At 67.4% G+C, this 23,423-nt stretch carries 22 protein-coding genes; 11 read left to right on the top strand and 11 right to left on the bottom strand.

Annotation, left to right across the window (positions count from 1 at the left end; all coding sequences use genetic code 11):
• The 6 genes from ACE5C1_RS16965 to ACE5C1_RS16940 all read left to right on the top strand — a co-directional run.
• A partial coding sequence (locus ACE5C1_RS16965) for a TonB-dependent receptor domain-containing protein (RefSeq protein ID WP_374945258.1) occupies window positions 1-1,716 on the top strand: 1,716 nt, incomplete at its 5' end.
• Between the two features lie 132 nt (window positions 1,717-1,848).
• On the top strand, window positions 1,849-4,137 hold the full coding sequence (locus tag ACE5C1_RS16960) for a glycoside hydrolase family 3 C-terminal domain-containing protein (RefSeq protein ID WP_374945257.1): 2,289 nt from the start codon (window positions 1,849-1,851) through the stop codon (window positions 4,135-4,137).
• Window positions 4,138-4,494: 357 nt separating this feature from the next.
• Entirely contained in the window at window positions 4,495-5,346 is an 852-nt protein-coding gene (locus tag ACE5C1_RS16955; protein ID WP_374945256.1) for an RNA-directed DNA polymerase, read from the top strand.
• 416 nt (window positions 5,347-5,762) lie between these two features.
• The gene (locus tag ACE5C1_RS16950) at window positions 5,763-6,590 is read left to right on the top strand and encodes a sulfurtransferase (protein ID WP_374945255.1); all 828 of its coding nucleotides are present in this window, start codon (window positions 5,763-5,765) and stop codon (window positions 6,588-6,590) included.
• On the top strand, window positions 6,587-7,807 hold the full coding sequence (gene metC, locus ACE5C1_RS16945; protein WP_374945254.1) for a cystathionine beta-lyase: 1,221 nt from the start codon (window positions 6,587-6,589) through the stop codon (window positions 7,805-7,807). The genes ACE5C1_RS16950 and metC overlap by 4 nt, the downstream gene beginning before the upstream one ends.
• 143 nt (window positions 7,808-7,950) lie before the next feature.
• On the top strand, window positions 7,951-8,805 hold the full coding sequence (locus tag ACE5C1_RS16940) for a TorF family putative porin (RefSeq protein ID WP_374945253.1): 855 nt from the start codon (window positions 7,951-7,953) through the stop codon (window positions 8,803-8,805).
• 148 nt (window positions 8,806-8,953) lie between these two features.
• On the opposite strand, the gene ACE5C1_RS16935 is transcribed toward ACE5C1_RS16940, so the two are convergent.
• From ACE5C1_RS16935 to ACE5C1_RS16905, 7 genes are all read right to left on the bottom strand, one after another.
• On the bottom strand, window positions 8,954-9,364 hold the full coding sequence (locus ACE5C1_RS16935) for a DUF3035 domain-containing protein (protein WP_374945252.1): 411 nt from the start codon (window positions 9,362-9,364) through the stop codon (window positions 8,954-8,956).
• Window positions 9,357-9,881, bottom strand: a complete 525-nt coding sequence (lspA, locus tag ACE5C1_RS16930; RefSeq protein WP_374945251.1) for a signal peptidase II — start codon at window positions 9,879-9,881, stop codon at window positions 9,357-9,359. The genes ACE5C1_RS16935 and lspA overlap by 8 nt, the downstream gene beginning before the upstream one ends.
• Window positions 9,874-12,981 carry an isoleucine--tRNA ligase gene (ileS, locus tag ACE5C1_RS16925; RefSeq protein WP_374945250.1) on the bottom strand — a complete coding sequence of 1,036 codons (3,108 nt, stop codon included), beginning with the start codon at window positions 12,979-12,981 and terminating at the stop codon, window positions 9,874-9,876. The genes lspA and ileS overlap by 8 nt, the downstream gene beginning before the upstream one ends.
• Window positions 12,978-13,910, bottom strand: coding sequence for a bifunctional riboflavin kinase/FAD synthetase (locus tag ACE5C1_RS16920; protein ID WP_374945249.1), 933 nt, complete (start codon window positions 13,908-13,910; stop codon window positions 12,978-12,980). Before ACE5C1_RS16920 ends, ileS begins: the two co-directional genes overlap by 4 nt.
• 160 nt (window positions 13,911-14,070) lie before the next feature.
• Window positions 14,071-14,535 (bottom strand): dihydrofolate reductase, encoded by a 465-nt coding sequence (locus ACE5C1_RS16915; RefSeq protein WP_374945248.1) that lies wholly within the window; start codon window positions 14,533-14,535, stop codon window positions 14,071-14,073.
• Window positions 14,532-14,834 carry a polyhydroxyalkanoic acid system family protein gene (locus ACE5C1_RS16910; RefSeq protein ID WP_374945247.1) on the bottom strand — a complete coding sequence of 101 codons (303 nt, stop codon included), beginning with the start codon at window positions 14,832-14,834 and terminating at the stop codon, window positions 14,532-14,534. The genes ACE5C1_RS16915 and ACE5C1_RS16910 overlap by 4 nt, the downstream gene beginning before the upstream one ends.
• 24 nt (window positions 14,835-14,858) lie before the next feature.
• Complete coding sequence (locus ACE5C1_RS16905; RefSeq protein ID WP_374945246.1) at window positions 14,859-15,287, bottom strand: VOC family protein; 429 nt, start codon at window positions 15,285-15,287, stop codon at window positions 14,859-14,861.
• Window positions 15,288-15,773: 486 nt separating this feature from the next.
• Here ACE5C1_RS16905 and lnt point away from each other — a divergent pair, with 486 nt between their 5' ends.
• Both lnt and metK read left to right on the top strand, forming a co-directional pair.
• Window positions 15,774-17,312, top strand: a complete 1,539-nt coding sequence (lnt, locus tag ACE5C1_RS16900; RefSeq protein WP_374945245.1) for an apolipoprotein N-acyltransferase — start codon at window positions 15,774-15,776, stop codon at window positions 17,310-17,312.
• Window positions 17,313-17,355: 43 nt separating this feature from the next.
• On the top strand, window positions 17,356-18,576 hold the full coding sequence (gene metK, locus ACE5C1_RS16895; protein WP_374945244.1) for a methionine adenosyltransferase: 1,221 nt from the start codon (window positions 17,356-17,358) through the stop codon (window positions 18,574-18,576).
• Between the two features lie 10 nt (window positions 18,577-18,586).
• On the opposite strand, the gene ACE5C1_RS16890 is transcribed toward metK, so the two are convergent.
• Window positions 18,587-19,198: a hypothetical protein gene (locus ACE5C1_RS16890; RefSeq protein WP_374945243.1), complete on the bottom strand. Its 612-nt coding sequence runs from the start codon at window positions 19,196-19,198 to the stop codon at window positions 18,587-18,589.
• A 164-nt stretch (window positions 19,199-19,362) separates the two neighbouring features.
• Between ACE5C1_RS16890 and ACE5C1_RS16885 the strand changes: the two genes are divergently transcribed.
• Window positions 19,363-20,463: an MBL fold metallo-hydrolase gene (locus ACE5C1_RS16885; protein ID WP_374945242.1), complete on the top strand. Its 1,101-nt coding sequence runs from the start codon at window positions 19,363-19,365 to the stop codon at window positions 20,461-20,463.
• Here the strand turns inward: ACE5C1_RS16885 and ACE5C1_RS16880 are convergent.
• Window positions 20,427-21,044 carry a phosphatase PAP2 family protein gene (locus ACE5C1_RS16880; protein WP_374945241.1) on the bottom strand — a complete coding sequence of 206 codons (618 nt, stop codon included), beginning with the start codon at window positions 21,042-21,044 and terminating at the stop codon, window positions 20,427-20,429. The genes ACE5C1_RS16885 and ACE5C1_RS16880 overlap by 37 nt on opposite strands.
• 63 nt (window positions 21,045-21,107) lie before the next feature.
• On the opposite strand from ACE5C1_RS16880, the gene ACE5C1_RS16875 reads away from it, so the two are divergent.
• Complete coding sequence (locus ACE5C1_RS16875) at window positions 21,108-21,788, top strand: tRNA (guanine(46)-N(7))-methyltransferase TrmB (protein ID WP_374945240.1); 681 nt, start codon at window positions 21,108-21,110, stop codon at window positions 21,786-21,788.
• A 299-nt stretch (window positions 21,789-22,087) separates the two neighbouring features.
• Here ACE5C1_RS16875 and ACE5C1_RS16870 read toward each other — a convergent pair whose 3' ends face one another.
• Entirely contained in the window at window positions 22,088-22,597 is a 510-nt protein-coding gene (locus ACE5C1_RS16870) for a hypothetical protein (protein ID WP_374945239.1), read from the bottom strand.
• A 93-nt stretch (window positions 22,598-22,690) separates the two neighbouring features.
• Between ACE5C1_RS16870 and ACE5C1_RS16865 the strand changes: the two genes are divergently transcribed.
• Window positions 22,691-23,059, top strand: a complete 369-nt coding sequence (locus tag ACE5C1_RS16865) for a PRC-barrel domain-containing protein (RefSeq protein ID WP_374945238.1) — start codon at window positions 22,691-22,693, stop codon at window positions 23,057-23,059.
• Here the strand turns inward: ACE5C1_RS16865 and ACE5C1_RS16860 are convergent.
• Window positions 23,056-23,358, bottom strand: a complete 303-nt coding sequence (locus tag ACE5C1_RS16860; RefSeq protein WP_374945237.1) for a transcriptional regulator — start codon at window positions 23,356-23,358, stop codon at window positions 23,056-23,058. The genes ACE5C1_RS16865 and ACE5C1_RS16860 overlap by 4 nt on opposite strands.
• Window positions 23,359-23,423 lie beyond the last annotated feature (65 nt).

Genomic DNA, 23,423 nt, shown 5'->3' with positions numbered 1-23,423 from the left:
GGCCGCGAGCAGCGCTCCGTCCGGCTCAGCGGCCGCTTCGAGCCGTCGGACCGGCTGCGCTGGGACCTGTCCGGTGAATATTTCAAGGACACCGGGGGCCCGATCATTGCGCTGCTGCAAACGCCTCGCCCGGGTACCAAGCGTTTCTCGGTCATTGCCGACACAGCGACCTATCAGGATCGCTATGCGGCAAGCATCCGTTCGAAAATCAGCCTTGGACTGGGCGACGCGGTCCGGCTCAACTACATCGCGGGCTATAACCGGATCGGCGGCAGCACGCAGGTCGACGCGGACGCTGGCGCGTTGCCGCCCACCGGCGGCTTCGACCCGGCGAGCGGGCTTCAGCTATACCTGGGCGGCTTCGGCGAGAACCGCACGGTCAACTCGCGGTTCGAGTTCAACAGCCACGAGGTGCAGCTCCAGTCGGTAGGCGAGCGGGCGATCGACTGGATCCTCGGAGGCTATTACTCGCACGAAGTGAACCGCATCCGCTTCGACGTCGATCAACGCGACGGCTATCGGTTCGGCGGCACGCGAGCGTTCGTGGGCTCCTTCATCCAGGCGAACCGGCGTATCGATTCGCGCGCTGCTTTCGGCCAGGCGGTTTGGCACGCCACGGACGCGCTGCGCCTGACGGGCGGCCTGCGCTACACCAAGGACAAGAAGCAGGATAAGGGCGGCCGAAACGTCACCGCCTTTGGCTGCCCGGCGCCAGGCGCCCTGTCCTGCACCGTCAACATCTTTGGGGTGCTTCCGAACGCGACCGCCGCGGAGCTCCTCGCCTTTCTCAATGCGCAGGGCGGCAATTTCTCCATCTCCAACAACGACGTGAAGGGAAGCTGGGACAAGCTGACCTGGCTCGGCCGCGTCGATGCCGACCTGGCGCAGGACGTACTCGGCTATGCCAGCGTCTCGACCGGGTTCAAGTCGGGCAATATTCAGGACGGCGGGCAGACGACCGATCCGGAAACGCTGACCAATTACGAAGTGGGTCTGAAATCGCGGCTGTTCGACCGCAAACTGACGCTCAATCTCGCGGGCTATTACTCCGATTTCAAAGGGTATCAGGTCAACCAGGTCGTCAACACGCGCGACGCGAACGGTAACGTGATCGCCAGCCAGGTCTCGACCCAGAACGCGCGGGGCGCCACCGCGTACGGCGTCGAAGCGGAACTCACCGCCAACTTCACCGACGACGACCGGCTGCAATTCTCCGGCACGGTGCAGAAGACGCGGCTCAAGAGCCTGCTCAGCGTCGATGGGCGGCTCGACAATTCTGGCGATCCGACCGCGCAACGCCAGCTTCGCGGCAACGAACTGGCGCACGCGCCTCGCTTCTCCGCGACTGCCAGTTACGAGCACGACTTCAACCTGGCGAATGGAGGCAGCATCACGCCGCGTGCCACCGTTCACTTCGAAACGCGGAGCTATCTGACCTTCTTCAACGGCGACCGTACCAATCGGGTCGTGGCCGGGCAGCCGATCTATTACGGTCGCGACTTCGACCAGCAGGATGCTTATTCCAAGACCGATCTCGCGATCCGCTACAACGCACCGCAAGACAAATACCTGATCGAGGCTTTCGTCCAGAACCTGGAGAACGGCCGCATCCGCACCGGGGCGGGCGCGTTCGGGCCGACCCGCTACGCGCCTGTGTTCCTGTCGACGCTTCAGCCGCCGCGGACCTGGGGCGTAAGGGCAAAGGCCGCTTTCTGATACGATTTCGGCTCAACGGCCGGACATGACGACGCACGCTCTGTTCCCCGATCGCGTCGCCGTGCTGGGCGAACCGCACGACGCGCGGTTCGCCCCTCTTTTTCCGATCAATGCCGCCCCGAAAGAACAGTCATGATCAATACCCGTCCCCTCGTCGCTAGCCTGTTCGCGACGACCGCCCTGCTATGCGCAGCTTCGCCCGCACTGAGCCAGGCACTGGCCGCTCCGCCGCGTTCGGCCCCTGCCCAGATCGACGACCGATCGGCCGAAGCACGCGCCGACGCGCTGGTGCGACGGATGACGCTGGAGGAAAAGCTGGCCTATGTGCACGGTTACTTCCCCCCGCTCGCCAAGCCGGTTCCGCCGATCACCATGATCCCCTCCGCCGGGCATGTGCCCGGTGTGCCCCGATTGGGCATCCCCACCTTACGCGAGAGCGACGCCAGTCTGGGCGTCGCGAACCAGGTGGAGCAGCGGAAGGGCGACGTGGCGACTGCGCTGCCGGCAGGCCTCGCCACCGCGGCCAGCTTCGACCCGGACATCGCTTACCAGGGCGGCGCGATGATCGGGGCGGAGGCGCGCGCGAAGACCTTTAACGTTCTTTTGGCCGGCGGCGTGAACCTCACGCGGGACCCGTGGAATGGGCGCAACTTCGAGTATCTCGGCGAGGACCCGCTGCTCGCCGGCCTGATGGCGGGCGAGCAGATCCGCGGCGTGCAGAGCAACCGCATCGTCTCGACGGTGAAGCACTTCGCGTTGAACGCACAGGAGACCGGCCGCCATGTGCTCGATGCGCGCATCGGCGAAGCGGCGTTGCGCGAGAGCGACCTGCTTGCGCTGCAGATCGCGATCGAGCGCGGGCGCCCGGGATCGGTGATGGCGGCCTACAACAAGGTGAACGGTGATTGGGCTTCGGAAAACCCGTTTCTGCTGACCCAAGTTCTGCGAGGCGACTGGGGCTACAAGGGGTGGGTGATGTCCGACTGGGGCGGCGTCCATTCCACCGAAAAGGCGGCGCTGGCCGGGTTGGACCAGCAGTCGGGCCAGGAGCTCGATACCGCCATGTTCTTCGGCAAGCCGCTCGAAGACGCGGTTCGCGCCGGCCGCCTGCCGATGGCGCGGCTGGACGACATGGTCCGCCGCATCCTTACCGGCGTGATCTCGACGGGGCTGATGGATGCGCCCGTGCCGGCGGCGGCACAGCCGATCGATTACGCCGCCCACGCCCAAGTCGCACAGCACGCTGCCGAGCAAGGCATCGTGCTGCTCAAGAACGACGCGAACCTCCTCCCGCTCGCCCGCACCGCGAAGCGGGTCGTGCTGATCGGGGCGCACGCCGACGTGGGCGTGCTGTCGGGCGGCGGCTCCAGCCAGGTCCGCTCGGTGGGCGGTGCGCCGGTCGAGATCCCGCTGACCCGCGGCGAGGCGGCGTCATTCGCACGCATGACCTGGCACGCCTCGTCGCCGCTGCGCGCGATCCGCGCCGCAATGCCCGGAGCGGAGGTGACCTATGTCGACGGCCGCGATCCACGCGCCGCCGCAGCCGCGGCGCACGGGGCGGACCTCGCGGTCGTATTCGCCTGGCAATGGCAAAGCGAGGCGCAGGACGTCGAGACCCTGGCACTTCCGGAGAACCAGGACGCCTTGATCGAAGCGGTGGCGGCGGCGAACCGCCGGACGCTGGTGGTGCTGGAGACGGGCGGTCCCGTGCTCATGCCGTGGATCGCACGGGTTCCGGCGGTGCTCCAGGCCTGGTACTCCGGCCAGCGCGGCGGCGAAGCGATCGCGAACATTCTGGTAGGGGCGGTGAACCCGTCCGGGCGGCTACCCATCACCTTTCCGGTCAGCGCCTACCAAGCGCCGCGTCCGATGCCGGTGGGGTTACCCGAACTGCGCGACGCCGAAGCGCGCCGGGCGGCGGGCGACAAGACCACGCATCAGCAGTCCGCCGGCGTCCGCCCGTTCACGGTCGAGTACCGGGAAGGCTCGGACGCCGGCTATCGTTGGTATGCCCGACAGGCCCGCAAGCCGCTCTTCCCGTTCGGCTATGGCCTTTCCTATACGACCTTCCGCTATGGCAAGCTCGCGGTCGAGGACGGACCCGCGCTGCGGGTCAGCTTCGACGTGACGAACACCGGGTCGCGGGCCGGCGCGGACGTGCCGCAGCTCTATGTCCGGGCAAGGAGCGGTGAGGGCACGACGGCCGATCGCCTGGCCGGCTTCACCAAGGTCCGGCTCGCGCCCGGCGAGACGCGGCGCGTGACCCTGGCGGTCGATCCGCGGGTTATCGCCCGTTACGATGTCGTAAAACGCGAGTGGAGGGTCGATCCCGGCTCATACCCGCTGATGGTAGGACGATTCGCGGGCGATCATCTACTAAGCGGCCAGGCACAGCTACGCGGCACCCGGCTCGATCCGTAAGGCAATGAACCCACCGATATCGGAGCGAAGCTCGGGCGACTTCTTCCGGACCTGAGGTCCGCCCGCCGGCCCGACGCCGCCTGCCCGCCGACCTGCGACGGGTGCGGCGAAGCGTCAGCCGATGGACGCTCGAAGGACTGGAATGGGGAGTGCAAGCTCGCTTAAGCTGTGCCCAGTTGAGCATTGGCGAGGGAGTGACCGATCTCGAAGTGCGCTCATGCTGTCCTGCGACCGACTTCTGTGCATGCTCCCGCTGGAAAACCTGAGCCTGCTGTTCGCATCGCACCGACGATCTGACCCGCTGTCAGCCGTTCAGCGCCCGTTTGTCGGCCCTCAACATCGGCCGCTCGTCACCGTGTGCTCAGCTACCGCTACGAGCCGGCGCCGCTGAACGCCAAGTACCTGTTCACAAACAAGATCGACCGATGGTTCACGTTCGAAGGCGTGACGCTCGCGTCCAGCAAATCGGGGCGGCATCTGCTTATCACGGACCTCAGCAATTTCATCGAGAACGTCTCGCGCGTGCAGATCGTCGACGCGCTCGAGAAGGCGGTTCCCAACCTAGCCGCGAGCGGACCCGAGAAGCTCCAGATCCGCAACGCGATCGCCACCCTGGACCGGTTGCTGAGCGAATGGACGTTCAGCCGGGACCACGATCTTCCGCAGAACCGCGACGCCTCCGCCTTCCTGTCGAACATCCTGCTATCGTTCGTAGACAGAGAGATGACGAGGAAGGGCTACGACTACTACCGCTACGTGGATGACATCCGCATCATCGCCGACCCCGAGTTGCACGCGCGTCGCGCGCTGCAGGATCTCATCAGGCAGCTGCAAAAGGTAGGTCTCAACATCAACGCCAACAAGACCGAGATCCTTGCCCCCGACGTTTCTGGCACGAAGCGCGCGGAATACTTCCTCTCGCAAGACAGTTCCACGATCGCGATCAACCAGATGTGGCAGTCCCGCAGCTACGGCCTTGGCAACCGCTACCGCGGTAGGACCAAAGGTCAGCTCACCGGCAAGGAGCAGCGTTCGGCTGTCAGCCAAGTGGTCCAGGGGACGGGGTCACTGATATTCAAGCGCGCTCTGCTGGCCGCCTCATCCCTCGATGACGTGAGGGTGGTCCTGCCCATGCACGACGCGCCGCTGTTCGAACACACGCTCGCCGAAACGCCGGCCAGGGTCGTCGCCCTTTCGAAAGTGTCATGACCAAGGTGCTCGGCGCTCGAGTTACTGGAAGAGGCATCGATCAGCGACTTCGCCGAGCGTGAGCCAAGCCTTTGTCGTCCCGGGAAGCAGCCGTTCCGCTAGACTAATCACCAAAGCCGGACGCCATCGCCAGCACGGTTTGCGCCGCGTGCTGTCCTACAATCCTTGCCTCGTGTAAGCCCCAGCCATGCCCTCGCTCGTTCCCTCGCAACATCGCTCCGGTCGCCGGTCGCCCGCATGGCTATTCGCCGTTGACGGCCGATCTTCGCACCCGTCAACCGGTGACAACGTCGACCGCTTTCACGTGTCAACCAGTGTCAACGTCTTGTGGTCCGGGATCGGGGGTCGAGCCCACGTGTCAACCAGTGTCAACGCTTTCGCTTTACCGGCCGGTCTTGGTGCCTAGGATCAACGACATGGACTCCCTCGTCTCCACCGGCTGGCTCGCCGAACACGCGCACGATGTCCGCATCGTTGACGCCAGCTACTATCTTGCCGAACACGCGCGCGATGCAGCCGCCGAGTTCGCCACCGCGCGCATCCCGGGCGCGGTATTCTTGGATCTGGCGACGCTTGCCGATCCGGCCTCGCCGCTGCCGATGACCTTGCCGTCGCCGGAAGCGATCGCCGACCGGCTCGGCACGCTCGGCATCGCCGCCGGGGACGCGGTCGTCCTCTACGACGCCTCCCCGCTCCGTTCGTCGGCGCGCGCTTGGTGGATGCTGCGCACCGCGGGCTTCGCCAATGTCGCGATCCTCGACGGCGGTCTCGCCGAATGGCGCGCCGAGGGCCGCGCGCTCACCGCCGAGATTGCGACGCATGCGCCCGTTGAGACCGTCCGGGGCCGTCCGCTCGCCAGTCCACGCACCTTCGAAGCGATGCGCGCCAACGCCGTCGCCCCCACTGAACAGGTCGTCGACGCCCGGTCGCCAGCGCGCTTTGCAGGCACCGAGCCCGAGACCCGCGCAGGCGTCGAGCCCGGCCACGTTCCCGGCGCGCGCAACCTCCACTACGCCGCGCTTTTCGAAGCCGACGGCACCTGGAAGCGCGGTGACGCGCTTGCCCGAGCCTTTGCGGATGCGGGCGTCGATCTCGCGCGGCCCGCCGTCGCCACCTGCGGCTCGGGCGTCACTGCCGCCATCATCGTCTTCGCCGCGCATCTGCTCGGGCACGACATGGCACTCTACGACGGCAGCTGGAGCGAATGGGGCAGCGATCCCACCACCGCCAAGGCGCGCGCATGACCGACGAGGTCAAGGGCGACTCGACCCGCGTGGTCGCCGCGGGCCGCCGCCCGGAATGGACGCAAGGCATCGTCAATACGCCGGTGTGGCGCGCCTCGACCATCCTCTACGACAATGTCACCGCCTTGCGCGAAGGCGGGCGCGCCGATCCGCACCACCGCCTGTTCTACGGCCGCAAGGGCACGCCGACCCAGTGGAGCCTCGCCGATGCGCTGACCGAATTGGAACCCGGCGCGGAGGGGAGCTTCCTCTATTGCTCCGGCGTCGCCGCGCTCGCCGCCGCACTGCTGTCGGTGCTCAAGCCCGGCGACGAGCTGCTGATGGTCGACACCGCCTACGACCCGACCCGGTCGATGGCGAACGGCCTGCTCAAGCGTTTCGGCATCACCACGCGCTTCTACGACCCGCTGATCGGCGAAGGGATAGCCGAGCTGATCGCTCCCAACACCGCCGCCATCCTGCTCGCAAGCCCCGGCAGCCTCACCTTCGAGGTCCAGGACGTCCCCGCCATCACCGCGGTCGCGCGCGCGCGCGGCGTGACGACGATCCTCGACAATACCTGGGCCACCCCGCTGCTCTTTCCCGCGATCGCGCACGGCGTCGATCTCACCGTCCTCGCCTGCACCAAATACGTCGTCGGCCACAGCGACGTGATGCTCGGCTCGGTCACCGCTGCGCCCACGCATTGGAAGGCGTTGCGCGACACCAGCTATGCGCTCGGCCAGGTCGCCAGTCCCGACGATTGCTGGCTCGCCGCCCGCGGCCTGCGCACGATGGCGGTCCGTCTCAAGCAGCACGACGCGAACGCGCTCCGCATTGCCCGCTGGCTCGCCGACCAGCCCGGCGTCGCCCGCGTCCTCCATCCCGCGCTGCCCTCCTGCCCCGGACACGAGACCTTCCTGCGCGATTTCAGGGGCGCAAGCGGCCTGTTCTCCTTCATCCTCGACGGCGGCGGTGAGGCGGCACGCGCCGCGCTGATCGACGGGCTCGACCATTTCGGCATCGGCTACAGCTGGGGCGGGTTCGAGAGCCTCGCGCTCCCCATCGACCCGCACCGCCATCGCTCCGCCACCAAACGCGACGACGCCGGGCCGATGATCCGCCTTCAGATCGGACTCGAGGACGCCGACGACCTGATCGCGGACCTCGACCGCGGCCTCGCGCGCTTCCGTGAGGCTGTGGCCGGGGCGCCACACGACGCCGCGCAAACGCGCTGACGCCACCGAAACGTCTTGTGCGCTGCAGCAGCGGGTGGCATGTTCATCGGCGTCGGACAGGACGATCGCGCGGGGGCTCGTCCCGACAGACGCGGCACCGTTCGGCATGCAGGCGGGGACATCGATCTTTCGAAAGGGATACGATGCGCTTCACCACTCTCCTATTGGCCGGCACCATGCTGGCCGCAGCCGCTCCCGCGTTCGCGCAGGACGAAACCGCGCCGCCCAAGGCCGTTACCGTCACCGGTTCGGTCGCGATCGTCAGCGACTACCGTTTCCGCGGCGTATCGCAGTCGGACGAGCAACTCGCCGTCCAGGGCGGCTTCACGATCGCGCACAAGAGCGGCTTCTACGTCGGCACCTGGGGGTCGAACCTCGCCGGCTGGGGCACGTTCGGCGGCGCCAACATGGAACTCGACCTGATCGCCGGGTTCAAGACTCCGATCGGCGGCGGCGGCACGCTCGATGTCGGCGCGACCTGGTACATGTATCCGGGCGGCTTCGACAACACCGACTTCATCGAACCCTATGCCAAGCTGTCGGGCACCACCGGGCCGCTCAACCTGACCGCGGGTGTCGCCTATGCGCCCAAGCAGCAGGCGCTGGGCCCCTGGTACCGCAACGGCACCTCGGCCGCGAACGGCGTGTACGACCGGGTCAACGCCAAGGACGACAATCTGTACGTCTGGGGCGATGCCGCCGCGGGCGTGCCCAACACAGGCCTGACGGTAAAGGGCCACATCGGCTATTCGAACGGCAACAAGGGCCTGGGCCCCTTCGCCACCAGCGTCTCGCCTACGGGTGAGTATTTCGACTGGCTGGCAGGCGCGGACTATACGATCCCCAGCACCCCGCTCACCCTCGGTGTCGCCTATATCGACACCGATATCAGCAAGCGTGAATCCGCCTATCTGCAGCCAAGCTTCAGCAAGGGGCAGGACGGTACCGGCTCGATTGCCGACGCCACCGTCCTGGTATCGCTGACCGCGGCGTTCTGATCACTATACCTCCCGGCACGGGGAGGGGGACCGTCGCGAAGCGATGGTGGAGGGGCAGTCACAAGCGGTGCCGCCCGAAACTGCCCCTCCACCAGCCTGCGGCGGGTTCCCCCCCCCCCCCCCCCGCTCCGGGGAGGTATCGAGAGTTCTATTTGGTCCCCGCGCTCGCCTTGGCATCCTGTCCATCGCCCTCGGGCGCCGCGACGATGTCGCGCGTCGTCGCGCCCTTGTCGACGACGTTGGTATCGGGGTCGCCGACGTTGGAGCGGATGCCGCGATCGGCGCTATCGCCGCCCGCCGCATCCACCGCATTGCGTTCCGACGCACTGCGCGCCGCCGATCCGCCGAACAGCGCGTCGAGCGTCTGCGCGTTGCTGGCCGAATCCTGCGGCCGAGCGGCGCCCGGCGCGGGCGGCACCAGCGCGAAATCGGGCGGGATCACCAGCGGCGCCTGGCGCGCCACCGCGAACTCGTCGGGACGCGCCCGGTCGTAGCCGCTCTTGCCGCAGCCCGACAGCAGCAGGGCACCGGCGACGCCGGCCACGATGGTCTTACGCATTGAAATTCTCCACTGGCACGTCAGGCTTATCGCGGGTCAGAAACGCCCGGACGAGCAAAACGAGCACGCCTATCGTAATCGCCGCGTCGGCGACATTGAAGACCAAAAACGGCCGCCACTGAGGATCCCAGGGCGTTGGGAAGTGCAGGTCGGCGAAATCGACCACATAGCCCAGCCGCATCCGGTCGAGGATGTTGCCCATCGCCCCGCCGAGCACGAGCCCCAGCGCGGCCTGGTCCACGCGATTGCGCTCGCGCCACATCCACACCGCGACGCCGACTGCGATGGCACCGGTCAGCAGCACCAGCGCCCAGCGCGTCAAATGCCCGTCGGCAGGCAGCAGCCCCAGCGATATGCCGACATTGGGCACGAAGCGCAGGTCGAAGATGCCGACGATCTCACGCGCATCCCCCGCCTGTGCGATGCCGAGCGGCCCGGTGACGAGATATTTCGAGAGCTGGTCGGCCACGAACAGCGCCGCGGCGGCGATCAGGCCGGTGCGTGGCCACTCACGCATCGACCACCTGCGTGCCCACGACCGTCTCGCAACGCGCGCACAGCGCGCCGTCGTCGGTCACCTCGGGCAGATGCCGCCAACAGCGCCCGCACTTCAGGTAATCGGTCCGCCCGACCGCCAGGGCCTCGCCGGACACGACCGATGCGACAATGAATGCCTCGGCAAGCATGGCCGCATCGCCCGGCGTTTCGGGAACGACGACTTCGGCCTCCAAGCTGGAGCGCACCGTCTTCTCACGCCGCAAAGGCTCGATCGCCTCGGTCACCTGCGTGCGAAGCGCGCGGATATCGCGCCACTTGGTCGTCAGCATGTCGGTGCCGTCGAGCACCGGCACTTCGGGCCATTCCAGGAAATGCACCGACTCGTCCTCGCTCGGAAACCGCGCCTGCCACACCTCCTCGGCGGTCAAGCACAGGATCGGCGCGGCGTAGCGGACGAGTGCGTGGAACAGCGTGTCGAGCACCGTCCGGTACGCCCGCCGCTTAGGGTCACCCGTCGCGTCACAATACAGCGAATCCTTGCGGATATCGAAGAAGAATGCCGACAGATCGTCCTGCGCGAAGTCGGTCAGCAGCCGCAGGTAGCGGTTGAACTCATACCCGTCCGCCGCCTGGCGTAGCTCGGTATCGAGCATGCCCAGCAGGTGGAGCACGTAGCGCTCCAGCTCGGGCATCTCCGCAACCGCCACGCGCTCGCTCTCCTCGAACCCGTCGAGCGCGCCGAGCAGATAGCGGAACGTATTGCGCAGCTTGCGGTACGCGTCGGAGGCGGTGGCGAGCACCTCCTTGCCGATCTTCACGTCCTCGAAATAGTCGGTCGACGCGACCCACATCCGCAGGATGTCCGCACCGCTCTCGCCGATGATCTTGAGCGGATCGACGACATTGCCGAGCGACTTCGACATCTTGCGCCCCTTGTCGTCGAGCGCGAAGCCGTGCGTCAGCACCGCGTCGTACGGCGCCCGCCCCCGCGTCCCGCACGATTCCAGCAGCGACGACTGGAACCACCCGCGATGCTGGTCCGACCCCTCGACATACAGGTTCGCGCACGCGTCGGGGCCGTACCGCGCCTCGACCGTGAACACATGCGTGCAGCCCGAATCGAACCACACGTCGAGGATGTCCTGCACCGGCGTGTAATCGCCCGCCTCATACTCGGGGCCCAGCAGCGCCTGGTGATCCGCGGTAAACCAAGCATCCGCCCCGCCCGCCGCGAACGCCGCGACGATCCGCGCGTTGACCGCCGGGTCGTTCAGATACCCGCCGGTCATCCGGTCGAGATACACCGCGATCGGCACCCCCCACGCGCGTTGACGGCTGATGACCCAATCGGGGCGGCCCTGGACCATCGCGGTGATCCGGTTCTCCGATCGCGCCGGCACCCACCGCGTCCGCGCGATCGCATCGAGCGCTGTCTCGCGCAGGGTTGCGCCATTCCCCTCTCCCCTCGTGGGAGAGGGAGGGAGCGGCGAAGCCGCGGAAGGGTGAGGGGGAGTCACGAGCGGATCGCTCGCAGCATCCCCCTCACCCTCCCACTCACTGCGCGAGCGGGCCCCTCCCTCTCCCACAAGGGGAGAGGGGTAGGAAGCATCCATCGGAATGAACCACTGCGGCGTCGCGCGAAAGATCACCTTCGCCTTCGACCGCCACGAATGCGGGTAGCTGTGCGCATAATCGTCGCTCGCCGCCAGCAACGCGCCCGCCGCGCGCAGGTCCGAACAGATCGGCCCGTTGGCGCTCACGAACTTCTTGTTGATGACGCTGCCCTGCCCACCGAGCCACGCCCAGTCCGCCCGGTACATCCCCGCCCCGTCGACCGCGAACACAGGATCGATGCCATATTCCTTGCACAGCGCGAAATCGTCCTCGCCATGATCGGGTGACATATGGACCAACCCCGTCCCCGCATCGGTGGTGACGAAGTCGCCCGGCAGCAACGGCCGCGGCTTGGCGAAGAAGCCGCCGAGGTAATGCATGGGGTGACGGACGGTTGCGCCAACCAGTTCTTTCCCGAACAGTTCAACATATGCTCCACCCGACACAGAAAAATCGGGAGTTTCAAACAGCCTTACGGGCAATGATGTGAGGTCGCTAAAATCAATCTTAGACACTTTTTGATTTACCCGTTTGACAAACGGATCAATCAAGTCCTTTGCGACAAGGTAGGCGTCGTTATCGAGACGATAGCCAGCTTTATGAAGTCGCTTGTTGATCTCATAATCTGGCCAAGGCTCATCCTCTTGCGAAGGACGCGCAACACCAAGCCGGAGAAAGGAGTACGTAACGGTCGGGTTGAACGCGAGTGCTTGGTTGACGGGAATCGTCCAAGGCGTAGTGGTCCAAATCATTGCGAGCACGCGCCCTCCGCGCGCCAGCATTAACTCGATCGGCTTGCAGCCGTGTGCATCTTCGATCTCGAACGCCACGTCGATCTGAGTCGACACAATGTCCTCATATTCGACCTCGGCGTCGGCCAGTGCGGTCTTCTCGACCGGCGACCACATCACCGGCTTGGCCCCGCGGTACAATTGCCCGCTCTCCGCAAACTTCAGCAGCTCGCCGACGATCGCCGCCTCCGCCTCGTACTTCATCGTCAGATACGGGTCGTCCCAGTCGCCCATCACCCCCAGCCGCTCGAACTCCACCCGCTGCACCGCGACCCACTTCTCGGCATAGGCCCGGCACTCGGCGCGGAACTGCGCGACCGGCACGTCGTCCTTCGACAGCTTCTTCGCGCGATACGCTTCCTCGACCTTCCACTCGATCGGCAGCCCGTGGCAATCCCAGCCGGGCACGTAGGGCGCGTCCTTGCCAAGCAACGTCTGCGAACGGACGATGATGTCCTTGAGCACCTTGTTCATCGCATGGCCCATGTGGATGTCGCCATTGGCGTACGGCGGCCCATCGTGCAGGATGAACCGCTCGCGACCCTGCCGCATCTCGCGCAGCCGCTCGTACACCCCGATCCTGGCCCAGCGCTCCAGGATCGCGGGCTCCTTGGCGGCCAGCCCCGCCTTCATCGGAAAGTCGGTCTTCGGCAGGAAGACGGTATCGCGCCAGTCGCGCTTTGCCTCAGCAGCGTCGGGAGGAGTGTCGGTCATCCCGCGGCGCTTAGGATTTCGCGGGCGCGCGCGCAATCCGCCGCCATCTGCGCCTGCAACGCATCCAGCGTGTCGAACTTCGCCTCCGGCCGCAGGAACTCGATCAGCTCCACCTCGACACATCGGCCATACAGGTCGCCGGAGAAGTCGAAGAAATACGGCTCCAGCAATTCCTTGGGCGGCTCGAAGGTCGGCCGCACCCCCAGGTTCGCCGCGCCGTCGAGTATCGTCCCGTCGTCGAGCCGGCCGCGCACCGCATAGATGCCGTACGCCGGCCGCAGATACTTGCCCATGTCGACGTTGGCGGTGGGATAGCCGATCGTCCGCCCCAATTTGTCGCCATGCCGGACGACGCCCTCGATCGCGAAGGGTCGGGTCAGCAACCGCGCCGCCCCGCGCATATCGCCTTGCCGCAGCAGGTCGCGGATGCGGCTCGACGAGACGCCCACGCCGTCCAGCGCCACCGGCCCCACCGTCTCTGCCGCGAAGCCGTGCGCCGCCCCCGCCGCTGCCAGCACCCGCGTATTTCCGCCCTTGGCGTTGCCGAAGGTGAAATCCTCTCCCGTCACCACCCCCGCGACCCGCAGGCAGCCGATCAGCCGCTCGGTCACGAACTGCTCCGCGGTCAGCGCCGCCAGCGCGCCGTCGAAGCGGAACACCGCCATCGCATCCGCCCCGGCTTCGGCAAACAGCCGCTCGCGCTGGTCGAGCGTCGTCAGCCGGAACGGCGCGGCGTCGGGCCGGAAATGCCGTACCGGATGCGGATCGAACGTCGCGACCAGCGCCGGCCGCCCCTCGGCGCGCGCACGCGCCACCGCACGGCCCACCACCGCCTGGTGACCGAGATGGAACCCGTCGAAATTGCCGAGCGCGACGACACCGCCGGCCAGAGCACCGGGGATCGCCGCGCCGCCATCAAGCCGCTGCATGCGCGCGCCTATACGCAGGCTCGGGATAGGACGCCAGCGGACCTACCGTCCATCCGTCGCCCCGCCCACCCGTCACCCCGGGCTTGAGCCGGGGCCCCGCGTCTTGGGCCGGCAAAAGGAAGCGGGACACCGGGTCAAGCCCGGGGTGACGAAGAGAACTTCATGCCTGACGCACCAGCGTCACGAAACTATACCCCGGCCGCTCACCCTCCGCGGCATGATCCTCGCGAAACACCTCGCGCCAGCCGACGAACGCCGGCACGATCGCACCCCCCTCCGGCGCGGCATGGACCTCGGTCAGCTCCACCCGGTCGGGGTCGAACAGCGCGAACACCTCCGCCCCGCCGATCACGGCCGCATCCTCCCCCGCCAGCGCCATCGCCTCGGCGACCGAATGCGCCGCCTCGGCCCCCGCCGCCGCCCACTCGCGGTCCCGGGTCAGCACGATATGCCGCCTGCCCGGCAATGGCGCCGGAAAGCTCTCGAAGGTCTTGCGCCCCATCACCATCGCGCGGCCCATCGTCAGCGTCTTGAAGCGCCTGAGATCAGCGGGCAGGTGCCACGGCAGCGCGCCGTCGCGGCCGATCACGCCATTGTCGGCGCGCGCCAGGATGAAGGTGATCACCGCAGCAGCTTCGGCGCTTCCTTCTCGATCGCCGCCTTCACCGCGCCCGCGAACAGCCCAAGGAACGCGGGCAGGTCGACGACCGCGTGGACCTTGTCCTCGAAGATCGTCAGTTCGCTCGCGATCCGCTGCCCCATCGCCGCGACGGTGAAGTGCATGACGTCGCCGTCCCAGCGATGCTCGACCTGCGCGCCGCCCGGAATCTTCTCGCCGATCCGCCCGATGCCGCCGTCGAGCCGGGCGCGCACCCCGTCCTTGCCGAGCGAATGCGGGATATCAAGGGTGATCGGAGTGCCCATATGCTGCCTTTCAGGTCGCGAAAATCATCCCGCCACTTCGGTGGCAAAGATTTGCCTATCGTCGGCAAACGCCTTGAACTCCAGCGCGTTGCCGCTCGGGTCGCAGAAGAACATCGTCGCCTGCTCCCCCGGCTGGCCGACGAAGCGCACATGCGGCGCGATCCCGAATGCGACGCCCGCCGCCTCGACCCGCTCGGCGAGCGCACGCCAGTCCGCCATCTCCAGCACCACACCGAAATGCGGCACCGGCACGTCATGCCCGTCGACTGGATTGCTGTGGTCCGCCCCGCGCGCCTGTCCAGACAGATGCGCGACGATCTGATGCCCGAACAGGTCGAAATCGATCCACTGCACGCTCGACCGCCCCTCCGGACAACCGAGCACGCCCCCGTAGAAGGCGCGCGCCGCGGCAAGGTCGTGGACGGGAAAGGCGAGGTGAAACGGACGAGGCATGGGGGTTCCCTAGCAACTCCTCCCCCGGAGGGGGAGGGGGACCGCGCGCGTAGCGCGTGGTGCAGGGGGCTTGCCACTGGCGAGATCGCTTGCGGCCAGCCCCCTCCACCAGCTTCGCTGGTCCCCCTCCCCCTCGCGGGGGAGGAACTTACGATGGCAGCGGCAGCCCACCGGAACGCTGTCCTACAGCGTTCGCCGAGTGTAACGCGTGCGCATGGCCACACCGCCCCTCCCCGCAGATCAGCACCCATCCGGAAACGACAACCCACCACCGTTTCCAATCACGCGTCAACGTGTGACAACGTCCGCCAGCGTTCACGTGACAACCGGTGTCAACGTCCGCCCCGGAAATCGCAGGAAAATCAGCAAAAACGAGCCTCGAATAACCGGCGCGCACGCGTCAACCAGTGTCAACGTCATCGCCCCGCCAACGTCGCGAAACGTCACTTCACCCCGTGACCTTTCGCCTGAAAGCACCCGGTCGCGATGAAGTCCGCGCTCCTCTGCCTCGTTCTCGGCGCGCTCGCCGCCTGCGGCTTCGCCCCGCTCGAACTCTGGCCGCTCACCCTCGCCTGCCTCGCCGTCTGGATCGCGCTGGTCCACGCCGCCCCCACCTTCCGCGCCAGCCTGTGGCGCGGCTATGCGTTCGGCGTCGGCCATTTCACCGTCAACGACAATTGGTTCAAGCACGCCTTCGATTTCCAGGACGCGATGCCGCCGGTGCTCGGCTATTTCGCGGCGGTCGCGCTGGCGCTCTACCTCGCGGTCTATCCGATGGCCGCCGCCGGCATCGCATGGCGGTTTCGCAAGCCAAACGCCGATGCAGCCCCCGATGCAGCCTACGTCCTGATCTTCGCCGCCGCCTGGATCGCGACCGAATGGCTCCGTGCCATCATGTTCACCGGCTACGCCTGGGACCCGCTCGGCGTTATCTGGGTGCCCGTGCAGGCTGTCGCAGGGCTGGCGGCGTATGTCGGCACCTACGCGCTGTCGGGGCTCACCGTCGCCGCCGCGGGCGGGCTGGTGCTCAGCGCGCGACGCCGCCGCTGGTGGCCCGCCGCCGCCGTCGCCTTCGTCGCGGTCGCGCTCCAGGCGTTTGGCTACCCGCAGCCCGCCACGCCCCCGGCTGTGCCCGAGAATACCGCCCGCATTCGGATCGTTCAGCCCGACATCGGCCAGGAGGACCGCGGCGAGAACGACGGCGAACGCGTCCTCCAGGCCCTGCTCCGCCGCTCGGGCACCCCCGGCCCCGCCCCCCGCCTCGTCGTCTGGCCCGAAGGCGTCGTCCGCGACCTGATCGAGGACGGCTATCCGGCCTGGGCCTACGACCGCCCGGCCAGCTATACCCGCCGCCGCATCGCCAGCGTCCTGGGTCCGCGCGACATCCTGCTGACCGGCGGCACGGCGCTATCGTTCGCCCCCGATGGGAACATCTCGGCCGCCGCCAATTCGGTCTTCGCGATCGACGCACGCGGCAGGCTGGCGGGCCGCTACGACAAGGCGCACCTCGTCCCCTACGGCGAATATCTGCCGATACCGTGGCTCCTGCGCCCGCTCGGGCTGGCGCGGATCGTCCCCGGCGACCTCGATTTCACCCCCGGCCCCGGCCCTGCCAACATCGTCCTGGCCGGATTCGGCAGCATCGGCGTACAGGTGTGTTACGAAATCATCTTCTCGGGGCAACTGGTGGACCGCGCGCGTCGTCCGCGGCTGCTGTTGAATCCGTCGAACGACGCGTGGTTCGGAACGTGGGGTTCTCCGCAGTTTCTGGCGCAGGGGCGAATGCGCGCGATCGAGGAAGGACTGCCGATGGTCCGCGCCACCCCCACCGGCATCTCCGCGATCATCGCCGCCGACGGCAGCCTGCTCGCCACCATCCCGCACGAGACCGCAGGCGCGATCGAACTGCCGATCCCGGCTGCATTACCGCCGACGCTGTTCTCCCGCACCGGCAACATCATGGCCGCGCTGGTCGCCGCGCTGCTGTTCGCGATCGCGATTGCCATCCGGCGACGACGACGCTAACGGCGATATAAAGCTTTCTTTATATCGTCATGAGGCTCCCGCGATGCGCAGCTCCTATCTCTTCACCTCCGAATCGGTGTCCGAAGGCCATCCCGACAAGGTCGCAGACCAGATCAGCGACGCGATCGTCGACCTGTTCCTGTCCAAGGACCCCGAGGCACGCGTCGCCTGCGAGACGCTGACGACCACCCAGCTCGTCGTGCTGGCGGGCGAGATCCGCGGTCGCGGCGTCTACGAGAACGGCGAGTGGGCACCGGGCGTTCAGGACGAGATCGAGGCCGCGGTCCGCGCCACCGTCCAGCGCATCGGCTACGAGCAGTCGGGCTTCCACTGGGAAACCTTCCGGTTCGAGAACAACCTCCACGGCCAGTCCGCGGAGATCGCGATGGGCGTCGACGAGAGCGGCAACAAGGACGAAGGCGCCGGCGACCAGGGCATCATGTTCGGCTACGCCACCGACGAGACCGAGGGGCTGATGCCCGCCACGCTCTATTACAGCCACAAGATTCTCGAGCGCATGGCCGCCGACCGCCACTCCGGCGCCGCACCGTTCCTCGAACCCGACGCCAAGAGCCAGGTCACGCTCGCCTACGAGAACGAGAAGCCCGTCCGCGCCACCGCGCTGGTCGTCTCGACCCAGCACAAGGCGGGCTATTCGGAAAAAGGCGAACACGCCGACGCCGCCAAATACGCCGAGCTGCGCGACTATGTCACCGGCGTGATGCGCGACGTGTTGCCCGTCGGCTTCATCACCGACGAGACCGCGATCTACATCAACCCGACCGGCGCGTTCGAGATCGGCGGACCCGACGGCGACGCCGGGGTCACAGGGCGCAAGATCATCGTCGACACCTACGGCGGTGCCGCCCCCCACGGCGGCGGCGCCTTCAGCGGCAAGGACCCGACCAAGGTCGATCGCTCGGCCGCCTACGTCGCGCGTTATCTGGCGAAGAACGTCGTCGCCGCAGGGCTGGCGACGCGCTGTACCATCCAGCTCAGCTACGCCATCGGCATCGCCGAGCCGCTATCGGTCTACGTCGACACCCACGGCACCGGCACGGTGGACGAAGCCAAGCTGGAGCAGATTCTCCCCCAACTCGTCCGCCTGACCCCGAAAGGTATCCGCCAGCACCTGTCGCTGAACGCCCCGATCTACGCCAGGACGGCCGCCTACGGCCACTTCGGCCGTGAAGCGGAAGGCGACCTGTTCACCTGGGAACGCACCGACCTGGTGGACAAGCTCAAGGCTGCCGTCGGCGCGTGAGCCCGGACCGTTAACGGCCCCCGTTCGCCGCGAGCACCGTGCCGGCCTGGCCGTCGGGGACCGCAATCGCCGCGGCCTGGACCGCGGGGGTCTGCACGGGGAAGCGCAGGTCGTCTGCCAGATAGGCGGTGATGGGGGAGTCGGCCTGCAACCGGCCGCTGGTGCCGTGGATAAAGAACATCGGCCAAGCGACGACGAGCGCGCCGCCGATCGCCAGCACGCCCTGCCCCTTGCCGGCATGCTCGCTGCTTCCGGACAGGCGCACCGGTCCGCTCGGCGTCTGGACGTAGAGCAGCCGGACCTCGAGTTGGCCTTTCTTGCCGAAATGGCCGTTGCGTTCGGCGCGAGCGACCTCGCCCACCGCGACCGAGCCGATCGGCACGACCACCTGGCCGCGGTACGTCAGTTCTTCGGCGACCTGCAGGTAGAAACGGTCCCCGGGGCGGCTGAACTTGGTGTTGAGTTCGGTGCGCGTGGTGAGCCGGAGCGGCGTGCCGACGGGGAAATAGGAGTATCGGCCCTGCTGAACCGACGCCGGCGCCGCCCATTGCACCAATTCCTGCGCCGACGCCGCTGTCGCGAACGATGCAAGCGCGAGGCCCGCGAGCAAGACCGTCTTCATGTCACCCCCGATATCTGATCACCGATATTCGATACCCTCAATTCACTTTCGACAGCTTAGCATTGTTGGTTAACGCAAAGTCCGATTGCTGCCCGGCGCAGCCGTCATGCTGCGAGCGACACCGGCCGACGATCATGCTATGTTTGCCTCAGGGGAGACACGAGATGCCCTACGGTTTCACACGACGCTCGATCCTGGCGGCAGGCGCGGTCGCTGCCTTGGCGCCGCCGGTAGCAGGCGGCGCACCGCTCCTCCGGGTGCCCGAAGTCGACCGGCTCCGGCTCCAGGTCGTGACCGACTCGGCGACGTTCGGGCCGTTCCTGCCCAAACTCGACCTGCCCGGCCTGACCGTGATCCGGGCGGGCAACGGCGGGCCGCCGCACGCGCCGCGGATGCTGCCGCGCGCGTTGCTCGGCGAGTTCGGCCTGTCCATCCTCGCCCAATCGCAGGCAGGCGCGCAGTCCCGGCGCGTGCTCGTTGACTTCGGCTACTCGCCCGAAGTCCTCGCCAACAATCTGGCGCTGCTCGGCATCGACCCGTTGACGATCGATGCGGCGGTGCTCAGCCACGGCCACCTTGACCATTACGGCGGCTTTTCCGGCCTGTTCGGCACGCACCCGCCCGCTGCACGCCGCCTGCCGCTGGTGGTCGGCGGCGAGGAGACCTTTTGCGAGCGGGTGGCGATGGTCGGCGATCCGCCGCCGGTGATGGGAACGCTCGACCGCGCCGCTCTGGCGAAGGCGGGTTTCGACACCCGGATCGAGGCCGCGCCCACCTTGCTCGCCAACCACGCGTTCACCACCGGTGTCATCCCGCTCGACAGTTTCGAGCGCGCTGCCATCCCTACCCGGATGCGCCCCGGCGTCGGCTGCGCCCGCGCGCTGCTCGATCCCGCCAAGCGCGCCGCCTCCGAAATTCCCGACGACGGCGAGCACGAATTAGCGACCTGCTACGCCGTCAAGGGCTTGGGCCTGGTCGTGATCGCCTCGTGCAGCCATCGCGGCGTCATCAACTCGGTCCGCCGCGCGCAGGCAGTGTCGGGCATCGACAAGGTGCACGCGGTGATCGGCGGCTTCCACCTCGTGCGTCCCCGCACCGAGGACGAAGCGCGGCGCACGGTCGCCGAATTCGCGCGGATCGATCCCGCCTATATCGTCCCGATGCATTGCACCGGCGAAGTCTTCATCGCCGAGGCACTCCGACTGATGCCCGAGAAGGTCGTCCGCGCCTATGTCGGCTCCGAGTTCGTCTTTGCCGCGGCATAACGCGCCCAAGCCTCGCGCAGCCTGCGTTCCCCGGCGCGCAACGCCGCGCTCGCTGCCATCTCGCTGACCCAGCCGATCGCCGCGCCCGCCAGCACGTCGCTGATGTAATGCTTGCCGCGCGGCATCTGGATTGCAGCGACCGCGCCCGCAGCCAGCCTGACCGGGATCGCGGCGGCGGGCGCATCGCGCGCCACCGCCTGCGCGATCGCCACCGCGCCGGCGGTATGCCCGGACGGAAAGGAGTTCAGGTCGGTGTCATCCGTGCCGCTGCCCTTGCCGATGTGGTGACCGTCCCTCATCGCCTTGTTCGGGCGGGTCCGGTCGATCGTCGTCTTCAGCACCGTCTTGATGCCGGTCGCCAGCGCATGGCTCGCCAGCATCCGTAGTCCTGCCCGCATCACGGCCGGACGGCGCAGCACCGCGCCCAGCACGATCGTCCCCGCCGAAAGTGCGACCAGCGGAGGCTGATCGGCGACTTCGCTGGCCGCGCCCGCGATGCGGACGGGCCAGGTGTCGCGCTCCTGCGCCGCCTTGTGGGTGGCGGTGCGTTCGGCCTTGGCGGCCCTGCCGATCTTGCTCATGCCCGTCAAACGGGCGACGCCCGCGCTTTGCTCCACCGCCGCATGCCGTTAGAGCCCCGCCCGATGAACGATCCCGCCACCATCCGCCGCCTCTACGGCCGCAGTCAGGGCCATAGGCTGCGCAAGGGCCAGTCCGAACTGGTCGAGGCCACGTTGCCCGCTCTCTCGGTCCCCGATACCGGCCCGCTCGACGCACGGACCCTGTTCGGCGAGGATCGCCCGCTTCAGTTGGAGATCGGCTTCGGTGCGGGCGAACATCTCGCGGCGCAGGCCACCACCGATCCCGCCACCGGCTTCATCGGCTGCGAACCCTTCCTCAACGGCGTCGTCGGCGCGCTCAGCCACATCCGCGATGGCGCGCTGACCAACGTCCGCCTCCACATGGGCGACGCGCTCGACGTGATCGAGCGGCTTCCCGACGCCAGCCTGGACCGCGTGTACCTCCTCCACCCCGATCCCTGGCGCAAGGCGCGCCATGCCAAGCGCCGGATGGTCAACAACGGCCCGCTCGACGCGATCGCCGCCAAGCTGAAGCGCGGTGCCGAGTTCCGCCTCGGCACCGACGACCCGACCTATTGCCGCTGGGCGATGATGGTGATGAACACGCGCGCCGACTTCGTCTGGCAAGCGCAGCGTCCGCGCGACTTCCTCGAACGACCCGCCGACTGGCCCGAGACCCGCTACGAGCGCAAGGCGCGGCGGCAGGGCCGCGAGGTCTGGTATTTCCGTTATTTGCGGGTCTGACGGACCCAGACGTGAAAAGAGGTTGCCGGACGTCTCACGACGGCCCGGCAACCTCCTGACATGGTCAGCGGCCGGAGAGCTCCAGCCCGGGAGACCATATGATCCGCTCGCATCCTGACCTACCGTTGCAGCAGGCCTTTACGGACACTAGCGGCGCGTCCCCCGAACGAACCGAACCGAACTCACTGCTGAACCATGAGACATCGGATCACCTCCTTTCGCTTGTTGATAAAGCACGCCCGCACTTGGACGTGGGTCGAATATGCGGTGACGGAGACCGACACGCAAGCCTACATTTGCTAACCGCGGCAATCCTCGATTACCCGCCCGATCTCGGGCCAGGCTGGGATGACCAGCGTAGGAGCGCCGGGTTGCTCGACTACGAACCGTCCGCGGCTGAACGCGATGGCGTCGAGCAGCGCGTCGTTGGGCGCGAACGCGGCCGCGACATAGGCAGGCTGGCCGCCGGTAGGCTGCACCGCCAGCGTGCGGCTCGCCGTGGACGTCCGGATCGAAAGCGCAGCACTCTGGACTCCCGCTCGCGACAGATACACGCGACGCGCGGCAATATCGCAACGCAGCGTCACGGTGGCATCCGCACCGGCATTGCCGAACAGCGCGATCGATCCGCGCGCGTCGCGGCGATAAGCCCAGTCCCCCGCGTTCGCCGGCCGGTCCCGCCAGTCCGCGGCGGGCGGCGGCGGCAACGCTACGACCGGCACGGCGCGCACCGGCTCGGGCGCAGGACGCGCAGCCGGCACGCAGGCGGCGAGCGCAAGCGTCACGACGAAGATGGCGGAACAGCGCATGCAGCCAGGTATGCGCAAAGCATTGCCGCCTCAAGCCGCAAGCGCGGAACCGTGCTGCATCACGGACGGTTTGAAGGCACCAAGGAGACCGCCATGACAACCGAGACCCCCACGCTGCTGCTGGTGCAATCCACCGTCTCCCACACGCTGAAGGTCGACAGCCGCGACGGCGACACCGTCGGCTCGGTCGCCGCCTTCATGGTCCACAAGGGCACGGGGCGCGCGACCCATGCGGTACTGTCGCTCGGCGGCTTCCTCGGCATGGGCAAGAGCTTCTATCCGTTGCCGTTCGAGCTGCTGCAATATGATCCGGTGCGCGACGCATACGTGGTGACGATCGACAAGCGCGTGCTAGAGGGCGGCCCGAGCTGGGCAAACAACGCGCCCTCGTTCGACCAGGCGTATGCGGACCGGGTGGCGAGCTATTACGGCGCGGCGAAGGATGTGCTGGCGGAGGGTTAGGCGGCGCGCGGGACGATGCGGTCGAGCGCGTCCGCCTCGTTTCGTCGCACCTCTTCCACGTCATGGCTTAGCTGCAGACGAAGGAAGAACCCTTCAGACATGCGGAAGTAGCGGGTTAGGCGTGCGTCTATTGATGGATCGACATCGCGCCGGCTAGCGACAATCTCGCGCAAAACCGTCGAAGCTATGCCAGCTCCGTTGGCAACTTCCTCTAGGTCGCGTCTGCATTTGAGGGATTCCATTTGGTCGGCGGTTCTGATTGAAGGCTGGCGAAGGAGCCGGGCCTTGAGCAGACGCATGCTGACGGACGAACAATGGGTTCGGATCGAGGGTTATCTGCCTGGGCGGTCGGGAACGCGCGGCC

Source organism: Sphingomonas sp., from assembly GCF_964263785.1.
In the GTDB taxonomy this organism is placed as follows: Bacteria; Pseudomonadota; Alphaproteobacteria; order Sphingomonadales; family Sphingomonadaceae; genus Sphingomonas.
This window is presented reverse-complemented; position numbering and strand designations above follow the sequence as displayed.